Source organism: Pseudomonas algeriensis (assembly GCF_048847255.1).
GTDB lineage: Bacteria > Pseudomonadota > Gammaproteobacteria > Pseudomonadales > Pseudomonadaceae > Aquipseudomonas.
In genome coordinates this window covers 1-26,375 of record NZ_JBKKRK010000027.1, presented here as the reverse complement: position 1 = coordinate 26,375, position 26,375 = coordinate 1, and the positions used below count along the sequence as shown (strand labels likewise).

General features: G+C 62.4%; 15 protein-coding genes and 2 rRNA genes. 8 read left to right on the top strand and 9 right to left on the bottom strand.

The window, feature by feature from the left end; all coding sequences use genetic code 11:
* Positions 1–1,005 (top strand): 23S ribosomal RNA (locus tag ACLK1G_RS25300); the annotation flags it as partial.
* A 155-nt stretch (positions 1,006–1,160) separates the two neighbouring features.
* Positions 1,161–1,276: ribosomal RNA gene (rrf, locus tag ACLK1G_RS25295) — 5S ribosomal RNA — on the top strand.
* Between the two features lie 98 nt (positions 1,277–1,374).
* Here rrf and ACLK1G_RS25290 read toward each other — a convergent pair.
* Positions 1,375–1,776 carry a lysozyme inhibitor LprI family protein gene (locus tag ACLK1G_RS25290; protein WP_420767867.1) on the bottom strand — a complete coding sequence of 134 codons (402 nt, stop codon included), beginning with the start codon at positions 1,774–1,776 and terminating at the stop codon, positions 1,375–1,377.
* Positions 1,777–1,895: 119 nt separating this feature from the next.
* Between ACLK1G_RS25290 and ACLK1G_RS25285 the strand changes: the two genes are divergently transcribed.
* Entirely contained in the window at positions 1,896–2,354 is a 459-nt protein-coding gene (locus ACLK1G_RS25285; RefSeq protein WP_420767866.1) for an SRPBCC family protein, read from the top strand.
* Positions 2,355–2,656: 302 nt separating this feature from the next.
* Here the strand turns inward: ACLK1G_RS25285 and ACLK1G_RS25280 are convergent, their stop codons facing one another.
* Positions 2,657–3,604 carry an AraC family transcriptional regulator gene (locus tag ACLK1G_RS25280; protein WP_420767865.1) on the bottom strand — a complete coding sequence of 316 codons (948 nt, stop codon included), beginning with the start codon at positions 3,602–3,604 and terminating at the stop codon, positions 2,657–2,659.
* Positions 3,605–3,802: 198 nt separating this feature from the next.
* Between ACLK1G_RS25280 and ACLK1G_RS25275 the strand changes: the two genes are divergently transcribed.
* Entirely contained in the window at positions 3,803–4,540 is a 738-nt protein-coding gene (locus tag ACLK1G_RS25275) for an SDR family oxidoreductase (protein ID WP_420767864.1), read from the top strand.
* A 62-nt stretch (positions 4,541–4,602) separates the two neighbouring features.
* Here the strand turns inward: ACLK1G_RS25275 and inhA are convergent, their stop codons facing one another.
* On the bottom strand, positions 4,603–5,289 hold the full coding sequence (gene inhA / locus ACLK1G_RS25270; RefSeq protein ID WP_420767863.1) for an isonitrile hydratase: 687 nt from the start codon (positions 5,287–5,289) through the stop codon (positions 4,603–4,605).
* 99 nt (positions 5,290–5,388) lie between these two features.
* Here inhA and ACLK1G_RS25265 point away from each other — a divergent pair, with 99 nt between their 5' ends.
* Positions 5,389–6,375 (top strand): GlxA family transcriptional regulator, encoded by a 987-nt coding sequence (locus ACLK1G_RS25265; RefSeq protein WP_420767862.1) that lies wholly within the window; start codon positions 5,389–5,391, stop codon positions 6,373–6,375.
* Here the strand turns inward: ACLK1G_RS25265 and ACLK1G_RS25260 are convergent.
* The 4 genes from ACLK1G_RS25260 to ACLK1G_RS25245 form a co-directional block, all read right to left on the bottom strand.
* On the bottom strand, positions 6,344–7,246 hold the full coding sequence (locus tag ACLK1G_RS25260) for an alpha/beta fold hydrolase (RefSeq protein WP_420767861.1): 903 nt from the start codon (positions 7,244–7,246) through the stop codon (positions 6,344–6,346). The two genes, ACLK1G_RS25265 and ACLK1G_RS25260, sit on opposite strands and share 32 nt — an antisense overlap.
* Before the next feature lie 28 nt (positions 7,247–7,274).
* Positions 7,275–7,652 (bottom strand): hypothetical protein, encoded by a 378-nt coding sequence (locus ACLK1G_RS25255; protein ID WP_420767860.1) that lies wholly within the window; start codon positions 7,650–7,652, stop codon positions 7,275–7,277.
* Between the two features lie 275 nt (positions 7,653–7,927).
* Positions 7,928–9,751, bottom strand: coding sequence for a glycoside hydrolase family 15 protein (locus ACLK1G_RS25250; protein WP_420767859.1), 1,824 nt, complete (start codon positions 9,749–9,751; stop codon positions 7,928–7,930).
* A complete protein-coding gene (locus ACLK1G_RS25245; protein ID WP_420767858.1) occupies positions 9,744–10,544 on the bottom strand; it encodes an SDR family oxidoreductase in 801 nt (266 codons plus the stop codon). The genes ACLK1G_RS25250 and ACLK1G_RS25245 overlap by 8 nt, the downstream gene beginning before the upstream one ends.
* 157 nt (positions 10,545–10,701) lie before the next feature.
* On the opposite strand from ACLK1G_RS25245, the gene ACLK1G_RS25240 reads away from it, so the two are divergent.
* A complete protein-coding gene (locus ACLK1G_RS25240; protein ID WP_420767857.1) occupies positions 10,702–11,874 on the top strand; it encodes an MFS transporter in 1,173 nt (390 codons plus the stop codon).
* 50 nt (positions 11,875–11,924) lie between these two features.
* Here ACLK1G_RS25240 and ACLK1G_RS25235 read toward each other — a convergent pair whose 3' ends face one another.
* The gene (locus tag ACLK1G_RS25235) at positions 11,925–13,058 is read right to left on the bottom strand and encodes a cupin-like domain-containing protein (RefSeq protein WP_420767856.1); all 1,134 of its coding nucleotides are present in this window, start codon (positions 13,056–13,058) and stop codon (positions 11,925–11,927) included.
* Positions 13,059–13,140: 82 nt separating this feature from the next.
* A complete protein-coding gene (gene tam, locus ACLK1G_RS25230; protein WP_420767855.1) occupies positions 13,141–13,911 on the bottom strand; it encodes a trans-aconitate 2-methyltransferase in 771 nt (256 codons plus the stop codon).
* Between the two features lie 131 nt (positions 13,912–14,042).
* Between tam and ACLK1G_RS25225 the strand changes: the two genes are divergently transcribed.
* Positions 14,043–14,777, top strand: a complete 735-nt coding sequence (locus tag ACLK1G_RS25225) for a thioesterase II family protein (RefSeq protein WP_420767854.1) — start codon at positions 14,043–14,045, stop codon at positions 14,775–14,777.
* A 264-nt stretch (positions 14,778–15,041) separates the two neighbouring features.
* On the top strand, positions 15,042–26,375 hold an 11,334-nt coding region (locus tag ACLK1G_RS25220), incomplete at its 3' end, for a non-ribosomal peptide synthetase (RefSeq protein WP_420767853.1).

Below are 26,375 nucleotides of genomic sequence, written 5' to 3'. Positions count from 1 at the left end.
AACGGCGGCCGTAACTATAACGGTCCTAAGGTAGCGAAATTCCTTGTCGGGTAAGTTCCGACCTGCACGAATGGCGTAACGATGGCGGCGCTGTCTCCACCCGAGACTCAGTGAAATTGAAATCGCTGTGAAGATGCAGTGTATCCGCGGCTAGACGGAAAGACCCCGTGAACCTTTACTATAGCTTTGCACTGGACTTTGAATTTGCTTGTGTAGGATAGGTGGGAGGCTTTGAAGCGTGGACGCCAGTCTGCGTGGAGCCATCCTTGAAATACCACCCTGGCAACTTTGAGGTTCTAACTCAGGTCCGTTATCCGGATCGAGGACAGTGTATGGTGGGTAGTTTGACTGGGGCGGTCTCCTCCTAAAGAGTAACGGAGGAGTACGAAGGTGCGCTCAGACCGGTCGGAAATCGGTCGTAGAGTATAAAGGCAAAAGCGCGCTTGACTGCGAGACAGACACGTCGAGCAGGTACGAAAGTAGGTCTTAGTGATCCGGTGGTTCTGTATGGAAGGGCCATCGCTCAACGGATAAAAGGTACTCCGGGGATAACAGGCTGATACCGCCCAAGAGTTCATATCGACGGCGGTGTTTGGCACCTCGATGTCGGCTCATCACATCCTGGGGCTGAAGCCGGTCCCAAGGGTATGGCTGTTCGCCATTTAAAGTGGTACGCGAGCTGGGTTTAGAACGTCGTGAGACAGTTCGGTCCCTATCTGCCGTGGACGTTTGAGATTTGAGAGGGGCTGCTCCTAGTACGAGAGGACCGGAGTGGACGAACCTCTGGTGTTCCGGTTGTCACGCCAGTGGCATTGCCGGGTAGCTATGTTCGGAAAAGATAACCGCTGAAAGCATCTAAGCGGGAAACTTGCCTCAAGATGAGATCTCACTGGAGCCTTGAGCTCCCTGAAGGGCCGTCGAAGACTACGACGTTGATAGGCAGGGTGTGTAAGCGCTGTGAGGCGTTGAGCTAACCTGTACTAATTGCCCGTGAGGCTTGACCATATAACACCCAAGCAATTTGTAGACTCGAAAGAGGCCAGATTGCGGTGTTGTGAAGACGAAACGAACCGAAAGTTCGAGATACTCACAAAGCAACACGCTATCACATACCCATTCGCTGGAACGTGACCGTAAGGCACGCGCTGGCTACCGAATTTCTTGACGACCATAGAGCATTGGAACCACCTGATCCCATCCCGAACTCAGAAGTGAAACGATGCATCGCCGATGGTAGTGTGGGGTTTCCCCATGTGAGAGTAGGTCATCGTCAAGATTAAATTCCGAAACCCCTATCTGCTGATGCAGGTAGGGGTTTTGTTTTTGCGCTTGGATAAAAACCGGATGGCTTGTCATCCCTCTCATTGTCCTCAATCAAGCTTCAGGCACCGGACAGCTCAGGTCCCCTTCTTTGCAGCTGAGATAGGTGTTGAACGCGTCAATCCGCGCCTTGGTCAGCGTCGTGATGCACTCATTGTGGATCATGGGATGGACGCTTCCGCCTTCGACACCGGACGCCGAAAAGCTACATTCAGCGTCACGGAAGTCAATCCAGGCGCGCTGTGCCTTGACCAACAATTGTTTGGCCGCAGCGTTATCCTTCAGACGCGCTGTGATTTTTTGGTACAAGCGGTTCAACTCTTTATCGGCGGCCCTGTTTTCCTGGGCTGCGCACTGGTTCAACTCGCCCTGGGTCGTGGCGTTTGCGCAATCATCAGCTTGGACGGGGCTGACGAACAGCAGCGGAATAAGGGGCAGCAGCAAGCGTTTGGACATTATCAATCTCTCTTGACGGGTAAAACTGCCGGAGGGAGTGTACCCAAACAATGCGCTGACACAACTTTCCGGTTGGCCTCGTGGTCTTACAAGCCTAGTGTTGAACAAGGAGGTGACCCATGCATTTACCTGACCGTATCGAAAGAAAGATCTTATTGAAGGCGCCCCGTTCGCAGGTTTGGCGCGCACTGGCCGATGCTGAGACCTTCGGCCAATGGTTTGGTGTGAATCTCGACGGGAAACAGTTTGTCGCCGGAGAGCGCACCCAAGGGCAGATTACTTATCCGGGCTACGAACACCTCGTTTGGGATGTGATGGTGGAGCGTGTCGAGCCCGAGCGGGTGTTTTCGTTTCGCTGGCATCCCTACGCTATCGAGCCACAGACGGATTACTCCCAAGAGTCCGAGACTCAGGTGGAGTTCGAACTCGAAGACTTTAAGGGGGGGACGTTGTTGAAAGTGGTGGAGTCGGGATTCAACGGTATTCCTGAAGCGCGTCGACTCAAGGCCTTTCGAATGGATAGTCGGGGTTGGGATGAGCAAATGGCCAACATCGAGGAATTCCTGAGCAAGGCATGATATGGCTTCGGAGCCTTTATCGATCCGATGCCCGATTGACTAAGGGTTTTCGGAAGGGAGGGTATAGCGAATGTCTTACACGGCTTGGTAGTTATATCCTCTATTTCACTTTGGATCCGACGCGTAATCTTTGCTCATCCACTGAAGCACAGGGAGTGCTCAGGATCAGGGATGATCGACCTTGCAAGGATAGCTATCGACAGGGAGTCGTAATGGTCTTGGAAAAACCCGCTTAGGCGGGTTTTTTTTCGTCTGCGAGAAAGATATTCCGTCAGGACTGGCGTCGGGTTTTGCATGCCGGATCAGGCGCTGCTGGCCTGTAATGCCATCGCCCGCAGACGAGCGATGTCCTTGCTCGGCGAGGCGCCGAATAGGCGGCTGTATTCCCGACTGAATTGAGAAGGGCTTTCATAGCCCATCTTGTAGCCAATTGACGAAACGTCGCAGTTCTCGGCCAACAACAATCGTCGGGCTTCCTGCAGGCGCAGCTGTTTCTGATATTGCAGCGGGCTCATGGCGGTCACGGCTTTGAAGCGGTGATGCAGCGCCGAAGGGCTGAGATTGATCATTTGCGCCAGACTCTCGATGCTCAATGGCTCGGCGTAATGGCTATTGAGCCACTCGATGGCTCGGCTGATGCGGTGGGTCTGGGTGTCAGGAATTGCGATTTCATGCAGGCGCCGGCCTTGGGCACCGCGCAACAGTCGATAGAAAATCTCCTGCTGGGCCAAGGGCGCAAGTGTCGCGATGTCGTCCGGACTGTCGAGCAGCCGCAGCAAACGCAGCATAGCGTCGAGCAGGGGTTCGTCAATTCGGTCCAGGAATAATCCGCGGTCAGTTCTTTCAGTCGGCAAACCGATGGGGTTGGCATCGGCAATCAGCCGACAGATCTGGGCCGGCTCAATGTCCAGGCGAATACACAGGTACGGTTGCTCTGGACTGGCCACGATCACTTGGCCGGCCAGCGGCAGCGTCACCGAGACCACCAGGTAATTGAGAGGGTCGTAGACATAGCGCTCGTGGGCCAGCGTGACTTCTTTGCGACCCTGCACAATCACACAGAGCCCCGGCTTGTGCACGACGTGCAGGGCTTCTGTGGGTTGGTCGCAGCGGATCAGGTGCAACGCTTCAATAGCCGTGGCGTGGACACCAAATTCCGGTGCGAAGCGCTTCATCAGGTTCGCCAGTTCGGCGCGACGCACGTCTATGCGGTTATCGGGCGTGATGGTGATGGACGTGGATACCGACATGCCGATCAATCTCCCTGGCCAATTGAATGGATCGCGCTAGTAAAGCTGATTGCAACTGCGGCGACCAGAGGCGCTATCGTTACAGGATCGTGCAAATGCGCAGGAGAATCCGGCTAACCGAAGCGCAGAACGAATCCCTAATCTGGACCTGTCAAAACGCTCCACCGGGAGCCAACACATCCAGACGAGGGATTCATCATGTCCGATATTCAAAACAAAGTCGTGGTCATTACTGGCGCCAGCAGCGGGATTGGTGAGGCGGCGGCACGCTTGCTGGCTGCCCGGGGGGCTTGCGTCGTATTGGGCGCCCGGCGCGAGGAACGTTTGCAGGCACTCGTGCAGGAGCTTGAGGCCGCCGGCCAACGGGCTGCTTGCAAAGCCGTGGATGTGAGCCGTCGCGATGACGTGCAGAGCCTGATCGATTTCGCCGTCGAAAAATTCGGCCGACTCGATGTGATCGTCAATAACGCCGGGGTCATGCCCCTCTCCAAACTCGAGGCATTGAAAGTCGATGAGTGGGATCGCATGATCGACGTCAACATCCGCGGGGTGCTTCACGGTATCGCTGCCGGCCTGCCACTGATGCAGCGTCAGCGCAGCGGCCAATTCATCAACATTGCTTCCATCGGTGCCTACGCAGTCAGCCCGACTGCCGCGGTGTACTGCGCCACGAAGTATGCCGTGCGGGCGATTTCCGAAGGCTTGCGTCAAGAAGTCGGTGGGGATGTCCGCGTGACCGTGATTTCCCCCGGCGTCACCGAGTCGGAGTTGGCCGAGAGCATTTCCGATGAAGGCGGTCGCGCCGAGATGCGCGAGTTCCGTCGGATCGCCATACCCGCCGAGGCCATCGCCCGGGCGATTGCCTACGCCATCGAACAACCGGCGGACGTCGACGTCAGCGAACTGGTGGTGCGGCCGACGGCAAGCCCTTACTGAGGCGAATCGATCCAGCATCGGCTCCAGCCAGGTAACGCTCGCTTACCTGGCTCAACCTCCCGCTACACCTTTTCCAACCGCGCCGCAGCCCGGTGAGTGATCTGCGAACGTACCCGCAAAGACTCTGCCGAACGCCGGTTGGCTTCTTCCAATACTTTCGTCGGCGCCGTGTCCGGACACCCTGAGGCGAACGGCGGTGCGGGAGCGTATTCGAGTTGCAGCTGGACCAGTTCCGCGGTGTCTCGATCGAACAGCTCCGCCGCCAAGGTCAGGGCAAAATCGATGCCTGCCGTGATGCCGCCCCCGGTGAGCAGGTTACCGTCTCGTACTACGCGGTCCTTGACCGGCGTCGCGCCCAGGGGCTGCAGCAAACTGTGGAAGGCCCAGTGGGTGGTGGCGCGCTTGCCACGCAACAATCCCGCCGCACCAAGCACCAGCGAACCTGTGCACACCGAGGTGACATATTTGGCATGGGCCGCCTGGCGTTTGATGAAGGACAGGGTCTGCTCGTCTTCCATCAGTGGACCGACGCCACTGCCGCCGGGGACGCAGATCACGTCGAGCCTCGGGCAGTCCTCAAATGTGGTGGTCGGCAGCAAGACCAGCCCGGTGCTGGAATTGACTGGCGCCAGGTCTTTCCAGATCAGGTGCACTTTTACATTCGGCAACGAGGCCAGTACATCGTAAGGGCCGGTGAGGTCCAGTTGCTGGACCTGAGGAAACAACAGAAAACCGATCTGCAACGTCATGTGGCTTGCTCCTTTGGATGATGGCCGAGGGGTAGACGGTTTTACTGTAGGCTCGTAGGATCTGGCGTATTCGCCAATAAGCCCACGAATCACGCCAATATGCCAAATACACCGAAATCCATTCATGTGCTGGCCTTCGCCAATGTGCAGGTGCTCGATGTCACCGGCCCGCTGCAAGTATTTGCATCGGCCAACGATCTTGTTCGTGGGCAGGGTCTGCCGGCGCCGTACGCGCCGACCGTGGTCGCTGCCGGTGGCGGGGCAGTGATGTCGTCGGCGGGGTTGGCGCTGATGGCCGAGCCGCTCCCCAACGACGTCAGCGACACCTTGTTGATCGCGGGCGGTTGGGGCGTGTACGAAGCCGCCGAGGATCCAGCCCTGGTGGCCTGGGTCAAACATCAAGGGATGCGCTCGCGACGGGTCGCGTCAGTGTGTACCGGAGCATTCCTGTTGGCGGCCAGTGGCTGGCTGGATGGGCGCCGGGTGGCGACTCACTGGACCCGCTGTGAACAGTTGGCCCAGCAACATCCGCAACTGCGGGTCGAACCCAATCCGATTTTCATCAAGGATGGTCCTGTCTGGACGTCGGCCGGGGTCACGGCCGGGATTGACCTGGCATTGGCGTTGGTCGAAGAGGACTTGGGCCGGGCGATGGCCTTGGAGGTGGCTCGGCATCTGGTGGTTTTCCTCAAGCGCCCCGGCGGGCAATCGCAGTTCAGCGCCACCCTGGCGCTACAAAAGCAGGGCGGTCGCTTCGACAAATTGCACGCCTGGATCGCCGAGAACCTGACGCGGGACCTGGGCCTGTCGAGCCTGGCTGCCGAGGCGGGCATGAGTGAGCGCAGTTTTGTCCGCCATTACCGCGCCGAGACCGGCCAGACCCCGGCCCGCGCCGTGGAACTGATCCGCGTGGAGACCGCTCGCCGTCTGCTTGCCGACAGCGCGGTGCCGGTCAAGCGCGTCGCCCTGCAATGTGGCTTCGGCAGCGAAGAAACCCTGCGCCGCAGCTTTTTGCGAGCCGTGGGCGTGACACCCCAGGCTTATCGCGAGCGGTTCAGTGCCCAAGCAGATCAAGCAACGCCTTGACCGTGGCCTCGGGTGCTTCCTGAGGAATGTTGTGGCCGACGCCGGGCAGTACGCGGCGTTCATAGAACCCGCTGAAGTGGCCTGTATCTTCATCGTCCTCCGTCGCAGGCCCCACACCGTCATCGCCGCCGCACAGGGAAATACTTGGCACGCTGATGACAGGTTGCTCTGTCAGTTTTTCCTCCATCCACTCGAGCGTCGGATCCCCCGGCGCGTACATGAAACGATGGCGATAGGAGTGGATCGTCACTTCGACGAAGTCCGGATTGTCGAATGACGGCGCGCTAAGAGGGTACAGCTCGGCGCCGCGTTTCCAGGTTGGCGACCAGAGGCGCCAGAGCAATCGGCACAATTCACGCCGATTCCGTGTCAGACCTTCGACGCCCCGGGCGGTGTGGAAGTAATACTGGTACCACAGACGGTATTCATCTTCGGGGCTCAGCGGCTGGGTTGAATGGGGAATGTCCTGCAGATTGTAGCCATCGCCCGTTACCAGGCAACGGGCGCGCTCGGGCCACAAGGCGGCGACGATGCACGCGGCGCGGCCACCCCAGTCATAACCGCACAGCGCGGCTCGGGGAATGTCGAGCGCGTCCATCAGGTCCAGCAGGTCCTGGGCCAGTGCCGCCTGTTGGCCGGAGCGGGCGATGGCGGGATTGTTGAACCGGGTCGGGCCATAGCCGCGCAGGTAGGGCACGATGACCCGATAGCCGCGTTGGGCCAGGACCGGGGCCACCTCGTCGAAGGCGCGCGGGTCGTAGGGGAAACCGTGGAGCAGGATGATTGGCTCGCCGCTGGCGGGTCCATGTTCTTCATAGGCGATGCGCAGCAGTGGCGTCACCGCGAAATTGACCTTGGGCGCAGTTGTCATATCTGCCTCCGGCATCGCTCGATTGTTGTCAGGCGGGCTCCTGGTTCACGTATTTGGCCCGCTCCGGTGTGAACGTCACGATCATGTTCGTGCTGGCGCAGGTCAGGGTTCGTTCCTGGGCCAGGTCGATGTCCAGGTCCTCCCCGCGCAGGCCCTGCCATTGGGCCAGGTACTTGAGACAACCGAATTTGGCGGTTTTCTTCAGACTGCGGCTGACCCCGCCTTTCCAGCCCAGCACCGGCAGTTCACCGTCCCGGCAGCGTTGAGCCAGTTCCGGAAACCTCGCCGCCCGGTCGCGGCCGATTTCCCAGCATTTGATCAAGCCTTTGTCGTGGTCGTCCCAGAGTTCTTCCCGGGTCAGCCCTGTTCGGGGCTCGGTGGTAATGGAGCGTTTGATGTGCGTCATGTCAGGTCCTTGAATCGGGTTTTATCGGGCAGCTCCGCTGCACCCGTGAGTGCACCGATCTTAGGAGAGGGTTGAAGGACTGGCAACCTGCAGCCAGCGAAATGCGTTCAGCTTTGTTGGAATCCAACGTGGCGAGGGAGCTTGCTCCCGCTGGGACGGTCCGACGCTTCGGGCGAAGCGACCCCAAATTTCCGAACTGAAAAGCGGCGTCTGCTACGCAGCCGAGCGGGAGCAAGCTCCCTCGCCACGGAATCGTCATTGGTCATAACCGCAGCTCACGGCTGCCAATGATTTTTCTCCCCGCTCAACTTGCGATCCAAAAAGCTCGCCGCGCTGATCAGCGCCAAATGGCTCAAGGCCTGGGGCAGGTTGCCGAGATGATAACCGTGGCTGTCGAACTCCTCGGCATACAGGCCCAGCGGATTGGCGTAGCGCAGCAGCTGTTCGAATTCCAGTTGGGCTTTTTCAACCCGGCCGGCGCGGGCCAGGCATTCGACGTACCAGAATGAGCAGGCCACGAACGAACCTTCGGTGCCGCTGAGGCCATCGATGGGGTTGTCGTCGGTGCGGTAGCGATAGACCATGCCGTCTCGCACCAGGTCTTTTTCGATGGCGTCCAGCGTCGACAACCAGCGCGGGTCGCGGGCGCTGACGAAGCGCACCAGCGGCATCAGCAGCATCGAGCCGTCCAGGGCGGTGCTGCCCAGGCACTGGACGAAGTGCTGATGTTCGTCGCTCCAGAAGTTCGTCCAGATGTCTTCGTAGATGGCCTGGCGGGTCTCATCCCAACGGGCAAACGGGGCGGGCAGGGAGCGTTTGCTCGCCAGGCGGATGGCGCGGTCCACGGCCACCCAGCACATCAAGCGCGAGTGCAGGAAATGTTGCTTGTCGCCGCGCATTTCCCAGATGCCGACATCCGCGTCCCGCCAGATCGTGCATACCTGATCCACCACATCGACGGTGTGTTTCCAGCCCTGGTGGGAGATGGCTTCGCCGTATTTGTTGACCAGGTACACCGCGTCCATCAGCTCGCCGAAGATGTCCAGCTGCACCTGCTGGTAGGCCAGGTTGCCGATACGCACCGGCTGCGCGTTGCCGTAGCCGCTCAGGTGAGTCAGTTCGGTTTCGGGCAATTCAAGCCGACCGTCCAGGCCATAGAGGATGTTGAGTTTGGTCGGTTGGTCGCGACAGTCGCTGACCCTGCCACGCAGCCAACGCATGTAAGCGTTGGCTTCGTCGACAAAGCCCAGGCGCATGAACGCATAGACGGTGAACGAGGCGTCGCGGATCCAGGTGTAGCGATAATCCCAGTTGCGCTCGCCGCCACGTGATTCCGGCAGGCCGAAGGTGGCGGCGGCGAGGATGGCGCCCTGTTTGCGCGATGTCAGGAGTTTCAGCGCCAGGGCGGAACGGTTGACCATTTCCCGCCAGCGGCCGCGGTAGTTCGATTGGCTGATCCAGCCGCGCCAGAACGCCAGGGTTCGTTCCAGGCAAAGGGCACTGGTATCGTCCACCAGCCGAGGGTCGTCGATGCTGCCCAGCAGGAACTCAGCGGTCTGGCCTTGCTCCAGGGTGAACTCCGTCACTGCCGCCTGGCCGTCCAGCGTCAGGGGCTGGTCGGCGCACAGGCACAGGCTTGGTTGTTGCGGTGCCTCGAAAATGACGTGATCGCCCTCCTGGCGCGCCGTGGTCGCGGCGCGGGAATAATCATGGCGCACCGCGCAACGCATGCGAAACGTCGCGCTGCCGACGGTCATGCGCACCCGACGCATCAGCACCGGCAGGTCATCCTCGCTGTCGCCGATGGGCAGCAAATCGGTGATTTCCACCACCACGCCGTCGCTCAGCCAGCGGGTCTGCAGGACGTTGGTGTCGGGCAGGTAGATCTGCTGGCGACGGGCGTCCGGCAAGATCGGCGCGAGTTGAAAGATGCCGGCCTCGGGAGTGTCCAACAGCGAGCAGAAGATCGACGGGCTGTCGAATTCCGGCCAGCAGAAAAAATCCACGCTGCCTCGATCGTTGACCAGCGCGGCGGTGCGCATGTCGCCAATGATGCCGTGGTTCTCGATGGGGCTTTGCGGTTCGTCATGATCAACCATTGCCGCGGAACCCCGGATAGAGGCTCATTCCACCGTCGATGAACAGCGTGGTGCCCACGACATAATCGGACAAGTCCGATGCCAGCCAGACCACCGCATTGGCGACATCCTCCACATCGCCGACCCGACCGTAGGGGATGAGCTCGAGGATTTTCTCCTCATTGTCGCCTGCCATGGCCTCCCGATTGATGGCCGTGCGGATGGCGCCGGGGGCGATGCTGTTGATGCGGATGCGCTGGTGGCTGGTTTCCTGGGCCAGGGTCTGCATGAGCTGGTCGATGCCGCCCTTGGATGCCGCATAGTTGACATGACCGGCCCAGGGGATGCGCTGGTGCACCGAGCTCATGTGGATAATCTTGCCGGCGGCCCGGGACACGCCCTGGCGAATGCCCTGGCGGTTGAAGATTCGCAGGGCGGCGCGGGCGCAGAGGAATTGGCCGGTGAGATTGACGTTGATGACGGTGTTCCAGTCGTCCAGGGTCAGGTCCACGGCGGCGGCGTCCTTTTGCAGGCCGGAGTTGGCGACCAGGATGTCCAGCGTGCCGAAGGCGTCGAGGGTCTGGGCGAACAAGCGTTCGACATCCTGCTCCTTCGATACATCGGCGCCGAGGGCGATGGCGCGGCCGCCGCTGTCGTTGATCTCGCGGGCCAGGTCTTCGGCCGGGCCTGCACTGGAATGGTAGTTGAGCACCACGGCGGCACCGGCCGCCGCCAATGCCCGGGCGGAGCCGGCGCCGATGCCAGAGCTGGCGCCAGTGACCAGGGCAACTTGTCGGGCGAGGGAAATCTGCATGGGTAGCACCTTGAACTGAGGGCCTTACTTGCTGACTGGCGCCAGGTGCCGAGAGTTCATTTGCAGGAAACAGTCTTCACATTTCACCCACAGTTTTACGCTTTGCCCGTCCCGGTCGTTTATGGCAAGTTGCAGGCCCTTGTTGAGACCGTGTCCCATGGCAAACCCCTATCGTGAATTATTCACTGCCCCTGGCAGCCGCGGCTTCGTGCTGGCGGGGATGATCGCGCGCATGCCGATATCCATGACCGGCATCGGCGTGATCACCATGCTTTCGCAGCTCAAGGGCGGCTATGGTCTGGCCGGCGCGGTGGCGGCGACGTTTGCCTTGGCGACCGCGTTCTGCGCGCCTCAGGTGTCGCGGCTGGTGGACCGTTTCGGCCAGGGACGGGTCTTGCCGGCGGCGGCGTTGCTGGGGGGCGGGGCGCTGTTGATGCTACTGCTGTGTACGCGATTGCAGGCGCCCCATTGGACGCTGTTCCTGTTCGCTGCCCTGGCCGGTTGTATGCCCAGTATGTCGGCGATGGTCCGAGCGCGCTGGACCGAGGTGTATCGCGGCCAGCCGCAACTGCGCACCGCTTATGCGCTGGAGTCGGTGCTCGACGAGGTCTGTTTTATTGTTGGGCCGCCGCTGTCGGTGGGGTTGTGCGTAGTGGCGTTTCCGGAGGCGGGGCCCCTGGCCTCGGTGCTGCTGCTGGCGATCGGCGTGACCGCGTTTGTGCTGCAACGTGGGACCGAGCCACCGGTTCATCCGCATCAGCCCCATCATCAGGGCTCGATCATTGGTTCAGTCGACGTGCTTTTGTTGCTTCTACTGATGGTCGCCATGGGCGTCATCGTAGGCGTGGTGGACGTGGTCAGCGTGGCGTTCGCCCAGCAGCAGGGGCAACCGGCGGCGGCGAGCATCGTGCTGTCGGTCTACGCCATCGGCTCGTGCCTGGCCGGGCTGGCGTTCGGCGCGCTGCGCTCCAAGCTGCCTCTGCCGCAGTTGTTCCTGTATGGCGGCGTGGCGACCGCGGTCACCACGCTGCCGCTGTTGTTGGCGAGCAATATCCTCGGATTGTCCCTGGCGGTGTTCGTTGCCGGTTTATTTTTCGCGCCGACGCTGATCGTCGCCATGGCCTTGGTGGAGCGCATCGTGCCGCCAGCCCGGCTGACCGAAGGCCTGACCTGGCTGGTGACTGGCCTGAGCATCGGCGTGGCGATCGGCGCGGCCGGTTCGGGGTGGCTGGTGGATACGTTCGGCGCGCGCAGTGGGTTCTGGCTGGCGATTGCGGCCGGGGCGGTGGTGCTGGGGGCGGCGGTGCAAAGTTATCGCCAGCAGAGGTAAGCGACAGGTTTGCCGTACACATTCCCTCGCCACGAGTGCAAGTTCGACCGCTACCAACCCCGTCCCGAATTCACCCAGAAATTGACTGACAGCGATGTGGACACCGATTCCACTTGATGAAACCAGCCTTCCGGCAAGAACAGCAGGTCACCGGCCTCCAGTGTGGCCCGCAGGAACGTCACGTCCCGGGCGCTGGGGAAACGTGCATAGTCCGGCGCGTCGGGATTGAAGTCGCAGCCGTCCAGCCCGCCTTGGGGCGCGGTCGACCAGGTGCCCAGGGCTTCGCGGTGGTGGGGCGCGGCGAGGGTGAAGGTTTTCTGGCCCCAGACCTGGGCGAACAGGTTATCGGTGTCGTCGCGGTGCAGTGGGGTGAGGGTGCCCTTGGGACCGATCCAGATACGTGGCGGGATGAACAGCGAAGCGTCGAAGTAGGGCGGGTATTTGATCAACTCCATCAACTGCGCCGGCAGAATGTTGTTGCCCATGTACGCCGGCGGCTCGCCGTTGGCGGCCGTGGTCACCGGGTTGTCGAGGGAGGCGATGAAATCGGCCATGGAGGTGGAGCGAAAATCCCGCTCCGTTGAGAAGGTTTTCTTGACGTAGTCGCCGTGGCGGGTGATGCCTTGCAGTTCGGCAAAATGCACCAGGGTTTCTTTCCGGCTGAGCTTGAACAAGGGCCAGTCCTGCAGCGCATCGCTGATGACCACCGGGATGCCATGGGGCAGATAGCGCGCCTTGAATTCCTGGACTGACAACCCGCTGCACGGCCGACGTTCCACGCTGTGTTGGGTTGGCAGGCTGGCGGTGAGCTTTTCGCTGAAGCGCGAAGGAGTGGGATAGCGCTTGTTCATGTCGACCTTTTCCACCGGGCGGCTGCCATGGCGCGCCTGGTCGATGATCTGTGGCAGCAACGTCGCCAGGCCCATGTTGCCGCCGATCTTCAAACGACCGCTGGCGAACAGTTCCTCGACATTGGCCAGGCCGGCCATGATCCCGAGGAAGTCCTTTTCCGCCACTTCGATGGTGACGTCGGGGCTGGCGTGGCGCCCGGCCTGGGTGCGGCTGGTGGCCTTGACCTCGGACCAGTACGCCTGGTGCGGGCCGAACACGAACTGGAAGACGCCTTCGATACCAACGGCGCCGGCATTGGCGAACAGCTTGCCCAGGATGGTTTGCAGGTCCACGGCGGTCACTCTTGCGGGTTTTCGGTCTAGCAGGTAACGAGGGCCGTGACCGAAAATTTAGCCTGTGCCGCCAATCGCCGCCCTAGCGTGTCGCGACGATGAAGACCCGTGGAAACGGTAGCAGGACCGAACCATCGTCCAGGGTCGGGTAGGCCTGTTCGACAGCCTTGAGGTATTGCGTCAGGTATTGCTCGCGTTGCGTCTCGTCCAACGGTTCGAGAAACGGGCGCAAGCCGCTGCCCTTGAACCATTCCACGATGCCCGAAGCGCCACCGGCCAGTGGATGATGATAGGTGGTGCGCCACACATCGACCCGGCTGCAATGGGGCTTGAGGATCGAATAATAGGTGCTGGCGTCCTCCACCTCGGTCCGAGAATCAGCGGCCCCGGCCAGTTGGCTGGCCCAGGGGCCATTGGCCGCAATCTCCCGCATCAAGCGGTGGGACGGCTGATGCAGGGTGTCGGGCATCTGGATCGCCAGGCTGCCACCTGGCGCGAGCTTGTCCACCAGTGACGGCAGTAGGGTGGCGTGGTCCGGCAGCCATTGCAGAACGGCGTTGGCGAAGATCACCTCGAAGGGGCCGCTTTCATTCCAGTGGCCGATGTCTGCCGTGTCGAATGTCACGTCGGGCAAGCGCTTGCGGGCGGCTTCGACCATGTCGGCGGAACTGTCCAGGCCACGCACCGTCGCGCCGGGGAAGTGGTCCACCAACAGTTCGGTGGAGTTTCCGGGGCCGCAGCCCAGATCGATCACCTGGCGCGCCTGTACCGGCGGGATCGCCGCCAGCAGATCGCGGGACGGGCGGGTGCGTTCCTGTTCGAAAGCGACATATTGTTGGGCGGACCAGCTCATTGTGTTCTCCTTGGGCAGACCAGAACCATGGGGTTTGCAGTATAAGACGCATCCAGGGGAGAGGCCGGCGACTAATTTTTTACGGCCCGGCCTCGTTATCCTTTTGACTCGAACGATCGGAGAAAACCGCAGTGACCCAACTGACCCTGCTGTGCCTGCCTTATTCCGGCGCCAGCGCAATGGTGTACAGCCGGTGGCGGCGCAAATTGCCGCAATGGCTGCACGTGCAACCAGTGGAGTTGCCGGGACGCGGGGCGCGCTTCGACGAGCCGCTGCACACCGAGATGGGCCCGTTGGCGATGCAACTGGCGCGGGAGCTTTACCCGACGCTCCAGGCGCCGTACGCCTTGTTCGGTCACAGCCTGGGTGCGCTGTTGGCCTGTGAAATCGCCCATGCCCTGCGTGAACTCGGCAGCCCGGAACCGGTGGCGCTGTTTGCATCCGGCACCGCCGCGCCGACGATGCGAGCCGACTACGATCGCGATTTTGCCACGGCAAAGACCGACGCTGAGTTGATCGAGCAACTGCGCACCCTCAACGGCACGAGCGAGGAGATCCTGGCCAATGAAGAACTGATGGCCCTGACCCTGCCGATCCTGCGGGCCGATTTTTTGCTGTGCGGACGTTTTCAGCCGCGGCAGCGACCGTTGCTCAAATGCCCGGTGCACGTGCTCGGCGGCACCGCCGATAAGGCGACCACGGCGCAACTGATGGGCTGGCGCCAGGAAACCACGGGCAGCTTTTCGGTGGACATGCTGGCCGGCGGGCATTTCTTCATCCACGAGCACGAGGCCAAGGTGCTGCGGCTGATCAAGGATCAGTTGAGCGTGCATCATCGGCGGCATGGGTTGGCGATCAGCGCATAACCCGTTAAAGACCCGCTTTCGTGACCTAGGGAGCTTGCTCCCGCTGGGCGGCCGGGCCGCCTCAAAAAGAATGGCGCATTAACCCAGGCAGACCGCATCAGCCGGTTTACGACTGCTGCGCAGCCGAGCGGGAGCAAGCTCCCTCGCCACGGTTTTCTTCCTTCCTGACACTTGTTCCCAATCGCTAATTTTTCCGGTTTGCATTCGTTTCATAGGGACGACATGCCTCTGTGCCTTGTGCCCACTGATCCCGGATACCCAGAAATGAATGCTGAAAACGCCTTGAAACTTGCTCGCCGGTTTATCGGGTTGCCTTTGGACAAGCGCCAGATGTTCCTGGCGGCGCTGGACAAGGAGGGCGTGGATTTCAGCAGCTTTCCCATTCCCCAGGGCGTCGAAGCCGAGGATCGCCAGGCCCTGTCCTATGCCCAGCAGCGTATGTGGTTTCTCTGGCAACTGGACCCGCAAAGCGGCGCCTACAACTTGCCGGGGGCGGTACGGCTCAAGGGGGCGCTGAGCCTGTCGGCGCTGGAGCAGGCTTTTGCCAGTTTGGTGGCGCGTCATGAAACCCTGCGCACGGTGTTCCAGCGCCAGGCCGACGACAGCCTCTTGCAAGTGGCGACCGATGCGCCGCTGCTGATCGAGCATCAGGACCTCAGCGGCTTGCCGGCAGGCAATCGCGAGCAAGCGGTGCGCCAGGCTGCGCAAGCACAATCGATGCGGCCCTTCGACCTGTCCAGCGGCCCCTTGCTGCGGGTCGAGTTGCTCAAGCTCGATGCGCAGGAGCACGTACTGCTGTTGACCCTGCACCACATCGTCTCCGATGGCTGGTCGATGAACGTGCTGATCGAAGAGTTCATCCGCTGCTACGACGCCCACGAAGCCGGCGTGCCGCCGCCACTGGCCGATTTGCCGATCCAGTACAGCGACTACGCGCTGTGGCAGCGCCGTTGGCTGGAGGCCGGTGAGCAGGGCCGACAACTGGCGTACTGGCAGGCCCAGTTGGGTGATGAGCATCCGGTGCTGGAATTGCCCACCGACCATTCGCGCCCGGCCATGCCAAGCTATCGTGGCAGCCGTTATGAATTCGCCATCGAGCCGGGGTTGGCGGAGCAACTGCGCAGCACGGCCCAGCAGCAGGGCGTCACGCTGTTCATGCTGCTGCTCGGCGCGTTCAACGTGCTGTTGCATCGCTACAGCGGCCAGTCCGACATCCGCGTGGGCGTGCCGATTGCCAACCGCAACCGCGATGAAATCGAAGGGCTGATCGGTTTCTTCGTCAACACCCAGGTGCTGCGCACCGAATTGGATGGCCAGATCCGGGTCGACGAGTTGCTGCGCCGGGTCAAGGAGACCGCGCTCGGTGCCCAGGCCCACCAGGACCTGCCTTTCGAGCGCCTGGTCGAGGCATTGAAATTGGAGCGCAGCCTCAGCCATACGCCGCTGTTCCAGGTGATGTACAACCATCAGCCCCAAGTGGCGGATGTCACCACGATCCGAACGGCGTCCGGGCTGGAACTGGACATGATCGAGTGGCAGACCCGCACCACCCAATTCGACTTGACCCTGGACACTTACGAAAAAGCAGGCACGTTGCGCGCCGCGCTGACATATTCCGAGGACCTGTTCGAGGCGCCGACCGTCGCGCGCATGGCGCGGCATTGGCTGCGATTGCTCGCGGCGATGATTGCCGATCCGTCCCGGCGTGTCGGGGAGCTGGCGCTGCTTGATGCCGACGAGCACGCCACTCTGGTTTATGACTGGAACGCCACGGCCCAACGCTACCCGACCGAACTGTGCATGCATCAGTTGATCGAAGCCCAGGTGGCGCGCACTCCGCACGCTCAGGCGCTGGTGTTTGGCGACCAGAGCCTGACCTACGCCCAGCTCGATGCCCGCGCCAACCGTCTGGCCCATCTGCTGCGCGGACGCGGTGTACGAGCGGACAGCTTGGTGGGCATCTGCGTCGAGCGTTCGGTTGAGATGGTGCTTGGCCTGCTCGCGATCCACAAGGCCGGCGGTGCCTACGTGCCGCTGGATCCGGAATATCCGCAGGATCGCCTGGCCTACATGATCGAGGACAGCGGCATCGGCTTGCTGCTGACCCAGCGCGCGCTGTCGGCGGGGCTGCCGACCGAGGGGATCGAGGTCATCGCGCTCGACCAACCGGACGGTTGGCTCGACGGTTACAGCGACAGTCGACCCGACGTCGCGGTCGACCCGCTGAACTTGGCTTACGTGATCTACACCTCTGGTTCCACCGGCAAACCCAAGGGCGCGGGCAACAGCCACGCGGCACTGGTCAATCGCTTGTGCTGGATGCAACAGGCGTATCGCCTGGATGGCAGCGACGCGGTGTTGCAGAAAACCCCGTTCAGTTTCGACGTGTCGGTGTGGGAGTTCTTCTGGCCGCTGATGACCGGAGCACGCTTGGTGATTGCCGCGCCCGGTGCCCATCGTGATCCGCGGCAACTGATCGATAGCATCAACCGTCATCGCATCAGCACGCTGCACTTCGTGCCGTCGATGCTGCAGGCCTTCATCCATGAACCTGGCGTGGAATCCTGCGAAAGCTTGAAGCGTATCGTCTGCAGTGGTGAAGCCTTGCCGCTGGATGCGCAGCAGCAGGTCTTCGCCAAACTACCGGACGCAGCGCTCTACAACCTGTACGGCCCGACCGAAGCGGCCATCGACGTGACCCATTGGACTTGCGTAGATGAGGGCGCCGATTGCGTACCGATCGGCCAGCCCATCGCCAACCTGCGTACCCATGTGCTCGACGCCGATCTGTCGCCGGTTCCGGGGGGCGTGGCGGGCGAGTTGTACCTGGGCGGGGCGGGGCTGGCGCGCAGTTATCACCAGCGTCCGACGCTGACCGCCGAGCGTTTCGTGCCGTGCCCGTTCCATGACGGCGCGCGCCTGTACCGCACCGGCGACCGCGTGCGCCAGCGCGCCGACGGTGTGATCGAATACCTTGGCCGTCTCGATCATCAGGTCAAGCTGCGCGGCCTGCGCATCGAACTGGGGGAAATCGAAGCCCGTCTCGTGCAACATCCACTGGTGCGCGAGGCCGTGGTACTGGTGCAGGACGGCAAGCATCTGGTGGGCTACCTGGTGCTGGAAAACGGCGACCCGCACGAGCAGTGGCAACAGGACCTCAAGGCCTGGCTGCTCGCCGGCCTGCCGGAATACATGGTGCCGACCTACCTGATGCCATTGGCCGGCCTGCCCGTGACCGCCAACGGCAAGCTCGATCGCAAGGCCTTGCCACAACCCGACGCCGCGCCCCGGCAAACGTTCATCGCCCCGCAAGATGCACTGCAAACCGTCTTGGCTGAAATCTGGCAGAGCGTGCTTGGCGTTGAGCGCGTCGGTCTCGAAGACAACTTCTTCGAACTGGGCGGCGATTCGATCATTTCCATCCAAGTGGTGAGCCGCGCACGACAGGTAGGGGTGCATATTCATCCCCGCGACCTGTTCCAGTACCAGACCGTGCGCAGCCTGGCGCTGGTCGCCCGCCACGACAACCACAGCGCCCTGGACCAAGGTCCGGTCACTGGCGATGCCATGCTCGGGCCGATCCAGCAGCAATTTTTCGCCCAGGCGATGCAGGCCCGCGAACACTGGAACCAATCACTGTTGCTGACCCCACGCGAACCGCTGAATGCACAATGGCTCGATGCGGCGCTGACCTGCGTCATCAACCACCACGACGCCTTGCGCCTGCGCTTCGTCGAAGACGCCGACGGTTGGCGGCAGAGCCATGCCGCGCTTTTGCAAAGCGCCGACCTGTGGCAACGCGATGCCCGATCCATCGAGCACCTGAATGCGCTGTGCGACGAGGCGCAGCGCAGCCTGGACCTGCAAGACGGGCCACTGGTGCGCGCCATGCTGGTGAACCTGGCCGACGGCAGCCAGCGCCTGGCGCTGGTCATCCATCACTTGGTGGTGGACGGCGTGTCATGGCGCGTGCTGCTGGAAGATTTGCAGCAGGCCTACGAGCAACTGGCGGCGGGTGGCGGCGTTACGTTGCCGGCCAAGACCAGCGCCTTCCAGAGTTGGACGGCGCGTCTGAGGGCCGAAGCATCGCGCTTCGATGACCAGTCGGCCTATTGGAAAAACCAGCACGAGGCCGCGTGGGACCTGCCATGCGAACGCCCGCAGGGCAGCTTGCAAAACATCCACGGCGAGAAAATCCAATGGCGCCTGGAGGCCGAACTGACCCGGCAACTGCTGCAACAGGCGCCCGCTGCCTATCGCACCCAGGTCAACGACCTGCTACTCACCGCGCTGACTCGCACCATCAGCCGTTGGAGCGGGCAGCCAAGCACATTGATCGAGCTCGAAGGTCATGGCCGCGAAGACCTTTTCGATGACATCGACCTGACCCGCACGGTGGGTTGGCTGACCAGCCTGTTCCCGGTCAAGCTGACCGCCACCGACGACATCGGCGGCTCGATCAAGACCATCAAGGAGCAACTGCGCAGCGTCCCGGACAAGGGCCTGGGCTACGGCGTGCTGCGTCATCTGGCAGCGCCGTCGGTGCAAGCCCAATGGACGGACCTGGCGCCTGCGCGCATCACTTTCAATTACCTCGGCCAGTTCGACCGCCAGTTCGATGAGGCGGCGCTGTTCCTGCCGTCCGGCGAAGGCAGTGGCGTCGCCCAGGACCCGACGGCACCGCTGGCCAACTGGCTGACGGTGGAAGGGCAGGTGCATGGCGGCGAACTGGCGATGAGCTGGGGCTTCAGCCGTGACATGTTCGACAGCGCGACCGTGCAGCAACTGGCCGATCAGTACGCTGCCGAGCTCAAGGCGCTGATCGACCATTGCGTCAACCTGGCGGAACCGCAAGCCACGCCGTCGGACTTTCCGCTGGCGCGGATCACCCAATCGCAACTCGATCATCTGCCAGTGGCGGCCGGTCAGTTGGATGATGTCTATCCGCTGTCGCCGATGCAGCAGGGCTTGTTGTTCCACACGTTGTACGAGCAGGCGGCTGGCGAATACGTCAATCAATTGCGGGTGGACGTGCAAGGCCTGGATGCCGAGCGCTTCCGTGCGGCGTGGCAGGCCACTGTCGCGGCGCAGGATATTTTGCGCAGCGGCTTCGTCTGGGAAGGTGAATGGCCGCAACCGCTGCAGATCGTTCACAAGCAGGTGCAGTTGCCGTTCACGGTACTGGACTGGCGCGAGCATGCCGACCCGGCCCACGCCCTCGCCGCGTTGGCCGAGGCCGAGCGTGCCCAAGGTTTCGACTTGAGCCAGGCGCCGCTGTTGCGCCTGGTGCTGGTGCAGACCGGAGCGGCGCAATGGCATTTGATCTACACCCATCACCACATCCTGATGGATGGCTGGAGCAACTCGCAGTTGCTCGGCGAGGTGATGCAGCGCTACAACGGCCGCGCCCCGGCCAGCATTGTTGGGCGTTATCGCGACTACATCGCTTGGCTGCAACGCCAGGACGGCCAGCTCAGCCAGGATTTCTGGAGCGCACAGCTGGCCCCGTTGCAAGAGCCGACCCGGCTCGCCCGCGCGGCCTCGGGCAGCGGCGAGAGCGGTCACGGCGATCATTTCCTGACCCTCGACATGCGGCGCACCCAGGCACTGGAGTCGTTTGCCCGCCAGCAGAAAATCACCCTCAACACGCTGGTGCAAGCGGCTTGGCTGCTGTTGCTGCAACGCTATACCGGGCACCCGACCGTGACGTTTGGCGCGACGGTTGCCGGTCGCCCGGCGGATCTGCCGGGTATCGAGCAACAGGTCGGCCTGTTCATCAACACCTTGCCGGTCATCGGCAGCCCGCGTCCGGACCAGACGGTCGGCCAGTGGCTGCAAACGGTGCAGGACCAGAACCTGAGCCTGCGGGAGTTCGAACACACGCCGCTGGCGGACATCCAGCGTTGGGCCGGGCAGGGCGGCGAGGCGCTGTTCGACAACCTCTTGGTATTCGAAAACTATCCGATTGCCCAGGCTTTGCAGCAAGGCGCTGCCAGCGATGTCACATTCGGCGACGTTGCCAACCGTGAGCAGACGCATTACGCCCTGAGCGTGGCGGTTACCCTCGGCGAACAATTGGCGCTGCACTTCAGTTACGAGCGTCGGCAGTTCGCCGACGAGATGATTGATCACATCGGCACTCATCTGCTGCATCTGCTTGAGCAATTCAGCCAGGACGCCGGACGCAATCTGGGTGAAATCGCCCTGGCCAGCGGCGCCGAACATGCGCGCCAACGGGCCGACAACCACCCGCAGCCGTACCCGGTAAACATCCCCGTGCACCAGCGCATCGCCGCGCTGGCCGCCGAGCGCCCGCAACGCACGGCGGTGATTTTCAACGACCGACACGTCAGCTACGGCGAGATCGATCGGCGCGCGAACCAACTGGCCCACACCTTGATCAGCCGCGGCGTCGGCCCGGAAACCCGAGTCGGCGTGGCCCTGCCGCGCAGCGAAGAGGTGATCGTCACGCTGTTGGCGGTGCTCAAGGCCGGCGCTGCCTACGTGCCGTTGGACGTCAGCTATCCCCGCGAACGCCTGGCTTATTTGATGAAGGACGCCGGGTTGGCGCTGCTGGTCAGCGATTCCTCGGTATCGGCCCAGTTGCCCGTGGATGAGTCGTTGCCGTTGCTGGAACTGGACCGTATCGATCTGCGCGAACTGCCGACCAGCGCGCCCAACGTCCAACCCGACCCGCACAACCTGGCCTACGTGATCTACACCTCCGGTTCCACTGGCAACCCCAAGGGTGTCAGCGTGGCCCACGGTCCGCTGGCGATGCACTGCCAGGCCATTGGCGAGCGTTATGAAATGCGCGACAGCGATTGCGAATTCCATTTCATGTCGTTCGCGTTCGACGGTGCCCACGAGCGCTGGCTCACCAGCCTGACCCACGGTGCGTCGCTGCTGATTCGCGACGACAGCCTGTGGACCCCGGAGCAAACCTACAACGCCATGCACGAGCACGGTGTGACGGTGGTGGCGTTCCCGCCGGTGTACCTGCAACAACTGGCCGAGCACGCCGAGCGTGAAGGCAACCCGCCGAAGGTGCGCATCTATTGCTTCGGCGGCGACGCGGTGCCCAACGCCAGTTTCGAGCGGGTCAAGCGCGCCTTGCGTCCTGAGTACATCATCAACGGTTACGGTCCGACCGAAACGGTGGTCACGCCGCTGATCTGGAAGGCCGGTCGCGAGGCGTGTTGTGGCGCTGCCTACGCGCCCATCGGCAGCCGCATCGGCGACCGCAGTGCCTACGTGCTCGATGCCGACCTTAACCTGTTGCCCCAAGGCATGGCCGGTGAGCTGTATCTGGGCGGCACGGGATTGGCTCGAGGTTACCTGAACCGACCGGGGCTGACCGCCGAGCGTTTTGTCGCCGACCCGTTCAGCGCCGGCGGCTTGCTGTATCGCACCGGAGACCTGGTGCGCCAGCGCGCCGACGGCACTTTCGATTACCTGGACCGCATCGACAACCAAGTGAAGATCCGTGGTTTCCGCATCGAACTCGGTGAAATCGAAGCCAGTCTGCAAGCCCTCGATGGCGTGCGCGAAGCGGTGGTCGTGGCCCAGGAAGGCACCGCCGGCAGCGGCAAGCGTCTGGTCGCCTATGTGGTGGCGGCAGAACCTGCCCGTGAAGACTTCGCCGAGCACTTGCGTGAGCAGCTCAAGGCGACGTTGCCGGCGCACATGATTCCGGCCTATCTGCTGCTGCTCGAATGCCTGCCGCTGACCCCCAACGGCAAGCTCGACCGCAAGAACCTGCCCAAGCCCGACGCCAGCCAATCGCAACACGCCTACCTGGCACCGCGCACTGCGCTGGAACAGCAACTGGCGGCGATCTGGCGGGACGTGCTCAAGCTTGAACGCGTGGGCCTGCGGGATAATTTCTTCGAACTGGGCGGCGATTCCATCGTCTCGATCCAGTTGGTCAGCCGCGCCCGCCAGGCCGGTATGCACTTCACACCCAAGGACCTGTTCCAGCACCAGACCCTGGAAACACTCGCCACCGTGGTTCGCCAGGGTGAAGCCGCCCAAGTCATCGATCAGGGTCCGGTGACCGGTGAACTGGCGCTGTTGCCGGTGCAGCGGGTGTTCTTCGAACAGGCGATACCGCAGCGTCATCACTGGAACCAGGCGGTGATGCTCAAGGCGACCGAACGTCTGGATGCATCGGTTTTGAACCAGGCTTTGAATGCGTTGTTGGAGCATCATGATGGCCTGCGCTTGAGCTTCACCGAGCAGGCCGAAGGCTGGAGGGCGGTTTACCGTCTCGCCGACATTCAATGCCAAGACCTGCTCTGGACTGTGGACGCACCTGATGCGCAGGCCTTGCAAGGCATCGCCAATGAGGCCCAACGCAGCCTGGACCTGCAAGATGGGCCGTTGCTACGGGCAGTCCTGGCGACGCTGGGCGATGGTACCCAGCGGTTGTTGCTGGCGGTGCACCACTTGGTGATTGACGGCGTGTCGTGGCGAATCCTGTTCGAGGATCTGCAAAGCGCCTATCGCCAGTTGTCCAGCGGTGCGGTGCTGCAATTGCCGCTGAAAACCACCTCCGCACAGGCCTGGGCCGAGCGCCTGCAAGAACATGCCCGCAGCAACCGGCTGGTGCAGGAATTGGCGTTCTGGCAGGCCCAGCTCGAAAATGTCGATGCCTCGTTGCCGATGGATAACCCGGCAGGCGGCCAGCAGAACCGCCTGGCCGTGACGGTGCGCACACGACTCGATGCCACGCTGACCCGGCAACTGCTGCAAGACGCGCCCAAGGCTTATCGCACCCAGGTCAACGACCTGCTGCTCACCGCGCTGGCGCGGGTGATGGTGCGCTGGACCGGCAGCGACAGTGCGCTGATCCAGCTTGAAGGCCATGGGCGCGAAGCCTTGTTCGACGACGTCGATCTGACTCGCACCGTCGGCTGGTTCACCAGCCTGTACCCGGCGCGGCTCACGCCTCGGGCGGACTTGGGCGATTGCCTCAAGCAGATCAAGGAGCAACTGCGGGCGATGCCCGACAAGGGCCTCGGTTTCGGCGCCCTGGCCCATCTGGCGGATGACGCGACGCGGGCGATCCTGGCCGGGCTGCCGACGCCCAGCCTGACCTTCAACTACCTGGGCCAGTTCGACGCCAGCTTCAACGAAGCCGACGGCGCTTTGTTCGTGCCGGCCCACGAAGCCGCCGGCGATGAGCTGGACGCCGAAGCACCGCTGTCCAATGCGCTGGCCTTGAACGGCCAGGTGTTCGGCGGTGAACTGGACCTGGGCTGGACCTTCAGCCGCGAGCAGTTCAACGAGTCCACCATCCAGGCGCTGGCCGACGATTATGGGGTGGAGTTGCAGCGGCTGATCGAGCATTGCTGCCGGGGCGAGCACAGCGGCGTGACGCCGTCGGACTTCCCGCTGGCGAGCCTGAACCAGCAACAACTGGACGGACTGGCGCTGCCTCCAGCGCAGATCGTCGACCTGTATCCGTTGTCACCGATGCAACAAGGCATGCTGTTCCATGGTGTGTATGGCGACGCGAGCGGCGACTACATCAACCAACTGCGCCTGGACGTCGAAGGGCTGGACCCGGAACGCTTCCGCCAGGCCTGGCAAGCGGCGGTGGATGCCCATGACATCCTGCGCACGCGGTTTGTCTGGCAGGGTGATTTGCCGGCGCCGGTGCAAGTGGTCAGCAAGTACCTGCAACTGCCTTACAGCGTGCAGGATCTGCGCGGTGAGTTATCGCCTGACCAGACCCTGCGGGCCCTGGCCGATGCCGAACGCCAGCAACTTCACTTGAGTGCGCCGGCCCTGATGCGGCTGATGATCGTGCGTCTCGACGAGCAGCGTTATCACCTGATCTACAGCCACCATCACATCCTCATGGACGGCTGGAGCAATTCGCAACTGCTTGGCGAAGTGCTGCAACGCTACAGCGGGCAATCCGTTGCCGTATCGGGCGGTCGTTATCGGGACTACATCGCCTGGCTGCAACGCCAGGACGCGGCGGTCAGCGAAGCGTTCTGGAAACCTTTGCTGCAACGCCTGGAGGCGCCGACGCGGCTGGCCGACGCGGTGGCCAAACCGACGGACGCTGGTGTTGGTTATGGCGATCATGTGCAGGTGCTGGACGAAGCCCTGACCCGTCGCCTGGAAGCCTTTGCCAGATCTTCGAAGGTCACGGTCAACACGCTGGTGCAGGCCGCCTGGTTGCTGCTGTTGCAGCGCTACACCGGTCGAGAAACGGTTGTCTTCGGTGCGACGGTGGCCGGTCGCCCAGCGGACCTGCCTGGCATCGAGCAGCAGATCGGTTTGTTCATCAACACCTTGCCGGTGATCGCCAGCCCTCGGGCCGAGCAGTCCTTGGACAGCTGGCTGCAAGCGGTGCAAGCGCAGAACCTCGCCTTGCGCGAGTTCGAGCACACCGCGTTGCTGGACATCCAACGCTGGGCCGGGCAGGGCGGCGACGCGTTGTTCGACAGTTTGTTGGTGTTCGAGAACTACCCGATCGCCGAGGCCCTGGAGCAGGGCGCACCGGACGGTTTGCGTTTTGGTTCGCCGACCACTCAGGAGCAGACCAACTATCCGTTGACGCTGTTGGTGGGGCTGGAGCGGCAGTTGTCGGTGCATATGAGTTATCAGCGGGCGAGTTTCTCGGCGGCTACCGTGGAGCGATTGGCGGCGCATCTGGCTCAGTTGCTCGGACAGATGACGGCTAATGGCAAGCTGTGCTTGGGTGAACTGTCGATGCTGGAATTCGATGAACACCAGCGCCTGACCCATGACTGGAATCCGGTGGATGCGCCGTTCGAGCAAGACCTATGCATCCATCAATTGATTGCCCGCCAAGCGGATAACACCCCGGACGCCTTGGCGGTGACGTTCAATGATATTCGCCTGAGCTACAGCGAACTCGACGGCCGCGCCAATCGTCTGGCCCATAAACTGATCGAGCTGGGCGTCGGCCCGGAAGTGCGCGTGGGTGTGGCGATGCCGCGCTGCGAGCAACTGCTGATCGCCTTGCTGGCGGTGCTCAAGGCTGGCGGCGCGTATGTGCCGCTTGACCCGGATTACCCGGCCGAACGCGTGGCCTACATGCTCGACGACAGTCGGGCGAAGGTGCTGTTGACCGAGCAGGCTGTGGCTTTGACGGCGCCGGCCGGAACCCGAGTATTGATCCTCGATCAACTCGACCTTTCACGTTATCCATTGAGCGCACCGGTTACTCACGTTTCAGCGGACAACCTCGCCTACGTCATCTACACCTCCGGCTCCACCGGCAAACCTAAAGGCGTGGCCATCGCCCACCGCAACGTTCTGGCGCTGATCGACTGGTCGAAAACCGTCTACAGCCGCGACGACATCCAAGGCGTGCTGGCCTCGACCTCGGTGTGTTTCGACCTGTCGGTGTGGGAGCTGTTCGTGACCCTGGCCAACGGCGGTTCGCTGATCATCGCCCGCAATGCCCTGGAACTGCCGCACCTGCCGGCCCGCGACCAGGTGCGCCTGATCAACACCGTGCCCTCGGCCATCGCCGCGTTGCAGCGCAGTGGGGAAATTCCTAAGAGCGTGCGCATCATCAACCTGGCCGGTGAGCCGCTGAAGCAGAGCCTGGTG